Here is a 10,000-nt window from a genome sequence, read left to right as displayed (position 1 = left end):
GCTGTCGTGCGGCTTCGCCAGCTTCGCGGCGGTCGGCTTCTTCGCGGCATACCGCCGCAGCTGGCGGGTGGGCGTGTGCGCGGCGGCGTACCTCGGGCTAGCGACGCCGTGCACGCGCTCGCATCGGTCAGCCGCGTCGCTCCGATCGTCGGGCCGGCCGCTTATGGCAATCTGCGCCCTCCCGGAGCAGGACTTGACTCTCCCTCTGGGGGAGAGCCGACAGTGGGCGTATGGGTAACGCCAACTGATTGAAAGGCGGCCTGCTGCAGGATGGGCAGGGGCAGGTCCACGACTGCGGGGCACCCGTGCTGACACTCGAGGCCCGTCCTCCGGTCAGATTCGGCGGGCGGTGGCGGCCGAGAGCGTCTCGGTCACGTCGAAGACCTCCTCGCAGCGCGGGCCAGCGGCTGGTGCGCTTAATCGAGGGCCTGCTGGCGAGGTCACCCACCCATGACGCAGAAACCTTGTGCACGAGCTATCGGTGCGCTAGCTTTCAACGGGCCCCATCTGAATTCGTCCGCAGCCGCGTCGGTTGTTCTGGGGCAATAACTGAGTCGAGCACCGGCGATCGTCAAAAGTTGGGTCCGCCGCTGCTACGTGGTCGTGGTCGTTGCCAGACGCGGTGGGCGCTGGCTACCGGAACGTGAATCGGAGGAAGCATGGATTTCGATTATGTGATCGTCGGTGCCGGTTCAGCAGGCTGTGTGCTGGCGGCACGGCTGTCTGAGCAGCCGGATGTGAGTGTCCTGCTGTTGGAGACCGGCCCTGCGGACACTCGTCCGGAGATCCACGTGCCGCCGGCGTGGCCCGTCCTGCGGGGCACCGAAGTCGATCATGCGTACCGGACGGTGCCGCAGAGCGCGATGGGCGGTCAGGAGCACAACTGGCCTCGGGGGCGGACGCTGGGCGGGAGCAGTTCGATCAACGCCATGGTCTACCTGCGTGGCCACCGCAACGACTTCGACTCGTGGGCTCAGGGCGGCGCGCCCGGTTGGGCGTATGACGACGTCCTGCCGTACTTCCAGCGAATGGAGACGGTGCCCGACGGGGATCTGCGGTATCGCGGCTTCCGCGGGCCGATGCTGCCCCAAAGGGCGGCCACGCCAAATCCGCTGTCGCAGGTGTTCGTGGATGCCGCCGCACAGGCCGGCCATCCGGTCACCGGCGACTTCAACGGTGCGGTGCAGGAAGGAGCCGGCTGGCATGACCTGACCATCTGCGTCGGAAAACGGCAGAGCACCGCGGTTGCGTATCTGCGGCCGGCGCTGCGTCGCTCGAACCTCACGGTGTGGACCGAGTCGCGCGCGACAAGCCTGCTCGTGCGCGACGGCCGCTGTACTGGTGTCCTCGTGCGACACAACTGCGAACTTGTCGACGTACGCGCCAACCGAGAGGTGATCGTGTCGTCCGGTGCGGTGGACTCGCCACGCCTACTGCTGCTGTCGGGGATCGGGCCGGCAGACGAACTGCGGCAGGCGGGCGTCAAGGTGGTGCACGACCTTCCCGGTGTCGGAAGGAACCTGCAGGACCACCCGCTGACCGGTGTGGTCTTCGAATCCACGCGGCAGATTCCGCCCGGCAACGCCAACCACGCGGAGACCTCACTGCTGTATCGCAGCAGTGAGGCCGTCGGCGGGCCTGACGCGCAGATCATGTTCCTGCATGTGCCGTTCCACTACCTGGCGGCGTTCGACACTCCGCCAAACAGCTTCACCTTCGGCGTGTCCGTCGTGCCCCGCAGTCGAGGGTCCGTCCGACTGGCGAACGCTGATCCGGACAGCAGCCCGCTGATCGATCCGAACTATCTGGCTGATCCCAGCGATCGGCGTCGTCTGACCGAGGGCGTGGAGAAGGCGCGAACCATCGCCGCGAGTGCGGCATTCGATCCGTGGCGCGGAGCGGAACTGCTGCCAGGCAGCGGCCTCCGGGTCGAGGACTATGTCCGCACAGCAACGGGAACGTATTTCCACCCGGCCGGAAGCTGCAAGATGGGCAATGACGACCGATGCGTGGTCACGCCGCAGCTGCGGGTGCATGGCATCGAGAACCTCCGCGTCATCGACGCGTCGGTGATGCCGACGCTTGTCAGCGTGAACACCAACGCCGCCACCATCATGATCGCCGAGCGCGGCGCTGAACTGATCCGGGCCGAGGGCTGAAACAGGGCGCTTCCGTGCTCTGAACGGCCCTCGCTCATGACAAATCGATAGATTACTTCCGTAACGGGCGTAGCATTGCGTCTGCAGCGCAGCATCCGATGTCGGGGCGACTCGGTCAATGCTGGTCGCGGTCACGCAACTTGCCTGAAGTGCGCTCTCGGACCTTCTTATGTCTTGCCCGACCAACTCTCGCGCTGGCGTCAGTGCGTCTTGGGTCCGCCGCTGGCGTCGCGCAAGCCTCTCGGAGGAGAACCATGAAACCCACACCGAAATCGCGTTTGTTGGGGCTCGCGGCCAGTGCACTGGTAGCGACTCTCGCCGTGACAGCACCTCTTACGGCCAACTCCGGCACCACGTCGGCGGGCGCCGCAGAACCTCAGCCCGTTCAGCAGCAGGAAAAACCGACGGTGGTGTTGGTGCACGGCGCGTTCGCCGACGCGTCAAGCTGGAACGGCGTGATCGAGCGCCTGCAGGCCGAGGGTTACCCGGTGGTGGCGCCGGCCAACCCACTGCGGGACCTGGCAACGGACTCGGCTTATCTGCGCAGTGTGCTCAACAGCGTGCAAGGCCCCATCGTGCTGGCTGGGCACTCCTACGGCGGGGCCGTCATGTCGAGCGCCGCCGCGGGTGATCCGGACGTGAAAGCCCTGGTCTACATAACAGCGCTGGCACCGGAGGTAGGGGAGAGCACGGGGGAGTTGGTCAACAGGTTCCCGGGCAACACGCTGGGGGCGAACCTGCAGTCGGTGCCGTTCCCGCTGCCAGGCGGAGGCCAGGGCACCGACCTGTACGTCAAGCGAGAGGCGTTCCGGGAGCACTTCGCGGCCGACGTCCCTGCACCGACCGCAGCCTTGATGGCGGTCACGCAGCGCCCGGCGGCCACCGCCGCGCTGGAGGGCAAGGCGGCCGAGGCGGCCTGGAAGGTCATTCCGTCCTGGGCGCTGCTGGCCACCGAGGACAAGGCGATCCCGCTGGCCGCCCAGAAGTTCATGGCCGAACGCGCCAAGTCCAAGACCGTGGAAGTCAAGGCATCCCATGCCGTCCCGGTCTCCCAACCCGGCGCTGTCGCCGACCTCATCAGCGAAGCCGCCAGCGCCTCCAAGTAGGCCTGGCCGGTGGGGCCGGCACCGTTCGTATCCGGGAGGCCGTCCACCCGGTACGGCTCGCAAGGCGAAGCTCCCGCAGAAGCGCGAAGCACGCATCTGCGGGAGTTTTGGCGTGTTCACCGGCGCTCGGACCGCGCATGCCGGCTGGGGTCACGCGCTTGCTGTACGGCAGGGTCGGCGCGATCGAGTCGCGGGCAGTGCAGACAGCAGTGTTGTGGTCAGGGTGAAGCCGGCAGGTGCCGCCATCGCTCCGGCGGCCGTGTCTCATTTTGACGCCTGGGTCAGCAGAGCTGGCGCCATTCCAAGGTGCTGCAATCTCCATCCGCATCCACCTTCGGGGTCTGCGCAGAGAGGTATGAACATCGCCGGCTTACTGCTGCGCGAGGCGGAAGATCGGCCAGCCGATCTCGGTGCGCCATCGGCTGGAGCTGTCGGTGTCTCGCGGGCCGACGAGATATGTCTCGTGGACCGGCCCGTCGACGGTGAGGGCGTGCTCGGCCGCCCAGGCGCCGAGGCGGCCGTAAGTGACGTCGATGTCGTCGTGCGGCCCGTGGTGGACGGCCACGGCCAGGTCGGCTGGCGCGAGCTCGACGACCTCGATCCGGCCGGACGCGCGCGGGTCACGGACTGGTCGGAAGACGGACACGTCACCGGTGCCGTGGGTGAACAGTTCGTTGGCGTAGCGCCCACCGGGCGGTCCGGTGCGCTGGGCCGGTGGGAAGGCTGCATCCAGCTCGGCCATGGCCGCGTCGTACCATGCGATCACACCGTCGAGCGTGATGTGGCCGTCCACGGCGGCGACGAGACGGGCTGGCACTGACCGCATCTCGACCTGCAGATCCTGCGTGTCGGGACGAAGCAGCCGTTCCAGCGATACGACGGCGGCCCGGGTGCGGGCCAGTTCACCCTCCAGACGCCCCAGATGATCCGTGATCATCTGGGCACGGCGCTGCGGATCGGCGGCGAGTATGGACTTGACCTCCGCCAGCGGTACGTCGAGTTCGCGGAGCCGGTGGATGACCTGGGCGGGCGGGATCTGGTCCGCCGTGTAGTAGCGGTAGCCGGTGAACCGGTCGATCTCAGCCGGTTGGAGCAGCCCGGCCTCGTGGTAGCGGCGCAACGTCCGCACGCTCAGGTGGGTTACCGTCGCGAACTCCCCGATCGTCATCGCCGGCCGCACGCCCCTAGTCTGCTCCCGCGCTCCGGGAGTCGCCAGTTGACCCTCCCCCTGCGGGAGACCTGACAGTGGTCGTATGAAAACGGACTGGAGTCGGGCAACCCCGATCGCCTCGTCGGCATTGCCGGCCGAACTCACCACCTACCTCGACGCGCATCGGGCCCGCGACGTCGATGCCGCAATCGCGTGCTACACCCAGGATGCCGTGGTGACGGACGATGGGCACACCTATCGTGGTCTGGAGGAGATTCGGACCTGGCTGGGCCGCTCGGCGAGCGAGTACACGTTCACCACCGAACTCACCGGTGCCGGCAGGATCGACGAGACGCACTACGACGTCGTACAGCATCTCGAAGGAGACTTTCCTGGTGGGGTAGTCGACCTGCACTACCGGTTCACGATGCGTGGCCCGCTGATCGCGGCGCTGCACATCGCACCGTAGGACGTTTCACGCGATTTGCGGCATTGTTGAGACGGCGTCCGTTTCTAAGTTTCGGCCGTCGGAGGGTCGCCATCGAACATGATCATGGTTGGGGAAGACATGAGGACATGGTTCATCACCGGTGGCTCGCCGGGTGGATTCGGTTTGGCCTACGCCGAGGCTGCACTGGATGTCGGCGATCGCGTGGTGCTGACCGCGCGGCGGACCGAGCCGCTGAAGCAGTGGGCGCAGGCGTACGGCGACCGGGTTCTGGTCCTGCCCCTGGATGTCACCGACGACCAGCAGGTGATCGACGCCGTAAGGGCTGCCGAACGGCATTTCGGCACCGTCGACGTGCTGGTGAACAACGCGGGCCGGGGCTGGTACGGGTCCATCGAGGGCATGGCCGACGACGCCGTGCGGCAGATGTTCGAACTGAACTTCTTCGCTGTACTGTCGGTCACGCGTGCCGTGCTGCCGGGCATGCGAGCCCAACGCCGGGGATGGATCATCAACATGTCCTCCGTGGCCGGGCTGCGCGGGGTGACCGGATTCGGCTACTACAGCGCCTCCAAATTCGCGGTCGAGGCTGTCACCGAGGTGCTGCGCAACGAGGTGGAGCCGCTGGGCATCCGGGTGATGGCGGTCGAGCCAGGGGCGTTCCGGACCAGGGCCTATGCGGGCTTCGCCGACGAAGCAGTCGATGAGACCATCGCCGATTACCAGCCGATGCTGCAAGACGTCCGCAGCGCGATGATCGACCAGGACGGCAATCAGCCCGGCGACCCGCAGCGCGGAGCTCGCGCGGTCATCGCCGCCATGGCCCAGGAGTCGCCCCCGCACCGGCTGGTTCTGGGCAGCAGCGCGTTCGACGCCGTGGTGAAGACGATCGAAGAGAACCTGGCCGACATCCGCACCTCCGAAGCGCTGTCACGTCAGGCCGACTTCCCCGCCACCGTGTAGCCGTCCAGCGGACCTGGACGCCTAAACGCACCGACGGAGCAGGGCCGCCATCGCCGGCTGGCTCAGTCAGCATCGCCGCGGTTCTGCTCGCGCTGGGTGAGGTGATGCCACCGGCCGGATGCCCGTCGCTGAAATCGGTTGGTCACGACAGCGCCTCGCCCGCGAGGCCGTTCAGCTGTTCGTACGCGGGCGTGGACCGACCGCGGCTCGCATGCGCCATCTGCTCGGTCGCGCCGAGCCTGACCCGACTCGTCGACCGAAGTTGTCACTTCGTTCGTAACGTCGAAGGGCTCGAGCCCTCCGGGCGCCCCGGTCAGAAGAGCGCAGCAACCATGCGGCACGCAGACCGCGACTGTGATCATGGGCGACGATCCGGCCGCACTTGGTGAACTCACAGATCGCCCGCAACAGACGCTGGTGGATGTCGATGACCGCGTCCAGGGCGGTCGTGCTGTCCCGAGCCGTCATGGCGTCGGTGGCGGGTGCGGGGGTGCCGCCAGTCACGAGCGCGTTGATCCGGACCCCGTCGCGGCCGTGTAGAGCGTGGCCGAACGGGTGAGTCCGATGACGCTATGCTCGGCGGCGCTGTAGGAGGCCATGCCGGGCGCGCACCTTGGCGCCCTCGGCGGTGACCCGCTCGGCGACTGCCCGGCCCATGCCGGAGGTCGCGCCGGTGACCGGGATGACCTTGTCGGTGAAGTGTGCAGACACGGTTGTTCCTCTTTCGGACCCGTCTTTGGTATGCGTCGAAATGTTGTCAGAAGGTCAGGACGAACCGCCCTCGTACCCCGCCCGCCTCGAGCCGACGGTGGGCGTCTGATGCCTGGGCTGCGGGCATGACCTCGGCGACCCGAGGCGTGAGCACGCCGGCACCGGCGAGTCGGCGGATCTCGTCGAGCTTGTCGGTGCGGCCGTCGTACTCGGGCACGAACGGGGACAGCACCTTGATCCCGCGGGTGCTTTCGGCGGTGTAGCCGCCGGGCTCCTCGGCCTGCCGGAACCTGACGAAGGTGCCGCCGTCACGGACGGCGTCGAGCAGCCGCGGCCCGAACAGCGCCACGTCGGCGACCGCGTCCGCGCCCTCGGGATACCGTGCCCGGATACTGTCGACGACCCCGCGTCCCCGGGGCACGACCTCGGTCGCGCCGAGGTCGCGGAGGAGCTGCTCGTCGGCCGGGGCGGCGTCGGCGATCACGGTCAGCCCGGCGTGGGCGGCCAGCTGGACCAGGTATCCGCCGAGCGCCCCGGCGGCCCCGATCACGGCCAGGGTCGAGCCGGGCGGCAGCCCCAGCTGGTCGGAGGCCAGCAGCGCGGTCAGGCCGTTCATCGGCAGCGTCGCCGCGGCCTCGTGACCGAACCCGTCCGGTGCGCGGACCACCGAGCTCGCCGACAGGACCGCGTACTGCACGTAGCCGCCGCCCCGGTAGGCGACGGTGCCGTCGTCGGCGGGCAGGAACGGCATCAGCATCGCCATCACCGGATCGCCGGTGCGCAGGCTGGTGTCGGTGTCGGGACCGATCTCGTCGACCACGCCCGCGACGTCCATCCCAGGTATATAGGGTGCGGGCACCGCTTCCAGTTCCAGGGCCCATGTGCCGTCGCGCAGCAGAATGTCCGCCGGGTTCACCGCGGCAGCGTGCACCCGGATCCGGACCTGGCCGGGACCGGCGTGCGGTTCCGGTACGTCGACGACCTGCAGCACCTCCGGCCCACCGAACTTGTGCAGACCTACAGCTTTCATGCTCTTCCTCCGAGGATGTAGCTCCAGCTCACATGTGGTTTCCATCACCTACCAGGTACCCGATCAGTACCGAGCTTCGAGTGTCTACAACCCCGGCAAGAACGAAAAGAAGGCACTTCAAAGTGCCCTGGTATCGCCAGAGATACCAACCGAGTGACAGGCGGGACCTGGTATACGACATATACTGTTACGCATGGCGCATCCGACCACCTCGATCAGCGAACGGGAACTGGTGAACTACGGTCAGGACCGCGAGCTGGTGCGAGACGTGCTGGAGCGCATCGGCGACAAATGGTCCGTGGTGGTCATCTGCCAACTGGGGCACACCACGAAGCGCTTCAACGAGCTTCGCCGGCTCAGCGAGCCCATCACCCAGCGCATGCTGAGCGCCACCCTGCGCGGCATGGAGCGCGACGGACTGGTCACCCGCACCCTGCACGACACCAAACCCCTGCGCGTCGACTACACGCTCACCCCGCGCGGCATCAGCCTGCTCGCCGCTGTACGACACCTCGCCTGCTGGGCGGTCGACAACGCCGCCGGCATTCAGGAGTCGCGGGAATCCTTCGACGCCCTTTAGCTCGCGGGGCACGGTCGGCCGTACCGGCTCACTCGATCGCGGCTCAGCGTTCGTACCCGGGACCGAAGCCATCGACCATGAGGTGGGCGACGTTCAGCGGACGCCCCGCCGTACAGAGCAGGCACCTTATGCCGAAGGTCTCGTACACCGCTTCGACCAGATATGCGGGCGTCGGCGGCGGATCGAGTTTGGTCACTTGCGGAAGGTTAGTCGCGGTGTCCGACAAGCCGGACCCTGGGCAACGGCGAGGGCACGGGCAAGGTTCGGACGTGTCCGCACCCGCGACCACCGCACCCGCGACCACCGCGCCTTCGACCAGAGGCTGAAGGTCCGGGTCGAGCTGACGACGATCAAGCAGTTCTCGACTAAAGTCCGGTCGCCGCGAGGTCTGGACGTAGGCGGGTGGAAGGTTGGCAGCGCAACAGTTCGGCGAGCCCCGTCTTTTCAGATTGTCTATTTGTCGCGGGTTGATCAGCTATGACGAATATCTGAGGTGCCTTGAAATGCTCGAACGCGTTGGTTGAATGGTGCAATCACAGACCCCTTGACTGGGGTGCTTTATGCTTCTGGCGACCTCGGCAAACGTTGCCTAGTACACCGCTGACCCTTTATGTACCCCCCTGGGGGTCAAGGGGTCGTCGGTTCGAATCCGGCCAGCCCGACGTTGTGTAATACCTGCTCAAAGCCCGTTTCCCTGACCACGGAAACGGGCTTTGATGTTCTTCAAGACACGGTTTTTTATACGTACGAGCGTACGGTTAGATGCACAAGGCGCGTGGACCCTGTGGGCCCTGAAGTGGCCCTCTGTAGTTGACCATGGGCTCAGCCCTTGGCCCCTCTCTGTGACACTCGGTCAGCCGCCCCTGGCGGGACTGCCTGACTGGCCCGCGGAGGAGTCGTCGCGAACATGCGAGTTCGACGTGTCGTGGGCTCGGTCCAGCCGCGATTGCCTCAAGCGGGACGAGTGTCGCGTGTGGACATTCGCGACACTCACGTGACACACGTTCGTGCAGTAGCAGCAGGTCCTTGATGGCGAGCTGGCCTGGAGGAGTCTCGTCTTGGCGCGCCATCGACCCTCGGAGATGCTGTGCGCGGTCATGCCGGCCGAGGACGAGTACAGCGCTCATGGACACCTTGACCCGCCGCGACGCCAAAACGGCGAAGTCGCCGATGGTCTTGTACTCGTCACCCGTTTCGATCGTGGTCATCGACCTGGCGTTGGTTGGCTGGCCCGGAGGTGGCACTCCTGGAGCGCGGTGCTGTTGTGGCGTCGCCAGTGTTGGTCATGAATGAGCGTCCAGGATCGTGGTGCCGGTGTCACCGACACGGTGCGCTGCTGCCCGACCGGGGCGAACGGAGCGAACCAGCCGGCCGCGAGAACTGGGCCGATGATCTACTTCGGCGCTGGTGGCGGCGCAGGTGTCGGCTGCGCCGGCATGTTGGTCATGGTCCAGGGGTATCCGGTCGATAGAGGCCTGGTCATTGCCGGGATCGAGGCGCTGGTACGCCGGGCAAGCAAGCGGAGCCGTCACGCCCTCCGCGGCGGCAGTTGCTGATCGAATGCCATCTGGGCGAGAGATGAATGACTACTGCTGCAGACGCTCGGCCGTCCCTGCCGCGGGCTGATGCGCTGAGCTGCCCAAGCCTGGCGGACGCGGCTTCGGACCGCGACACCGATCGTCCGCACGACCCCTTTCTGCGTGGTGCGGTGCTCGGTCGGTGGAAGGGGCGGACGCTGTTGCTCTGAACGCGGCAGGTTGTCGGCGACGCGTGAAAACTGACCCCCTGGCGGCGGGTGAATGTTGACCCCCTCCGAATGATCAGGAGGGTGTTGAGCGTGGAGGACTGGGCGG

The 10,000-nt window shown here is 66.9% G+C and carries 9 protein-coding genes; 5 read left to right on the top strand and 4 right to left on the bottom strand.

What is annotated here, in order from left to right:
* Positions 1-659: 659 nt before the first annotated feature.
* Entirely contained in the window at positions 660-2,159 is a 1,500-nt protein-coding gene (locus AB0J67_RS36475) for a GMC family oxidoreductase N-terminal domain-containing protein (RefSeq protein ID WP_363489563.1), read from the top strand.
* Positions 2,160-2,413: 254 nt separating this feature from the next.
* On the top strand, positions 2,414-3,265 hold the full coding sequence (locus AB0J67_RS36470) for an alpha/beta hydrolase (protein ID WP_363489561.1): 852 nt from the start codon (positions 2,414-2,416) through the stop codon (positions 3,263-3,265).
* A gap of 370 nt (positions 3,266-3,635) precedes the next feature.
* Here AB0J67_RS36470 and AB0J67_RS36465 read toward each other — a convergent pair whose 3' ends face one another.
* Positions 3,636-4,445 (bottom strand): MerR family transcriptional regulator, encoded by an 810-nt coding sequence (locus AB0J67_RS36465; protein WP_363489559.1) that lies wholly within the window; start codon positions 4,443-4,445, stop codon positions 3,636-3,638.
* 73 nt (positions 4,446-4,518) lie between these two features.
* On the opposite strand from AB0J67_RS36465, the gene AB0J67_RS36460 reads away from it, so the two are divergent.
* Entirely contained in the window at positions 4,519-4,884 is a 366-nt protein-coding gene (locus tag AB0J67_RS36460) for a nuclear transport factor 2 family protein (RefSeq protein ID WP_363489557.1), read from the top strand.
* 99 nt (positions 4,885-4,983) lie between these two features.
* Entirely contained in the window at positions 4,984-5,826 is an 843-nt protein-coding gene (locus AB0J67_RS36455; RefSeq protein ID WP_363489555.1) for an oxidoreductase, read from the top strand.
* A 570-nt stretch (positions 5,827-6,396) separates the two neighbouring features.
* Here the strand turns inward: AB0J67_RS36455 and AB0J67_RS36450 are convergent.
* The gene (locus tag AB0J67_RS36450; RefSeq protein ID WP_363489553.1) at positions 6,397-6,537 is read right to left on the bottom strand and encodes a hypothetical protein; all 141 of its coding nucleotides are present in this window, start codon (positions 6,535-6,537) and stop codon (positions 6,397-6,399) included.
* Between the two features lie 46 nt (positions 6,538-6,583).
* Entirely contained in the window at positions 6,584-7,567 is a 984-nt protein-coding gene (locus AB0J67_RS36445; protein ID WP_363489551.1) for an NADP-dependent oxidoreductase, read from the bottom strand.
* A 193-nt stretch (positions 7,568-7,760) separates the two neighbouring features.
* Between AB0J67_RS36445 and AB0J67_RS36440 the strand changes: the two genes are divergently transcribed.
* Positions 7,761-8,147: a helix-turn-helix domain-containing protein gene (locus AB0J67_RS36440; RefSeq protein ID WP_363489549.1), complete on the top strand. Its 387-nt coding sequence runs from the start codon at positions 7,761-7,763 to the stop codon at positions 8,145-8,147.
* Between the two features lie 43 nt (positions 8,148-8,190).
* Here the strand turns inward: AB0J67_RS36440 and AB0J67_RS36435 are convergent, their stop codons facing one another.
* On the bottom strand, positions 8,191-8,343 hold the full coding sequence (locus tag AB0J67_RS36435; protein ID WP_363489547.1) for a hypothetical protein: 153 nt from the start codon (positions 8,341-8,343) through the stop codon (positions 8,191-8,193).
* Between the last annotated feature and the right edge of the window lie 1,657 nt (positions 8,344-10,000).

It is taken from the genome of Catellatospora sp. NPDC049609 (assembly GCF_040675365.1).
In the GTDB taxonomy this organism is placed as follows: domain Bacteria; phylum Actinomycetota; class Actinomycetes; order Mycobacteriales; family Micromonosporaceae; genus Catellatospora.
This window is presented reverse-complemented; position numbering and strand designations above follow the sequence as displayed.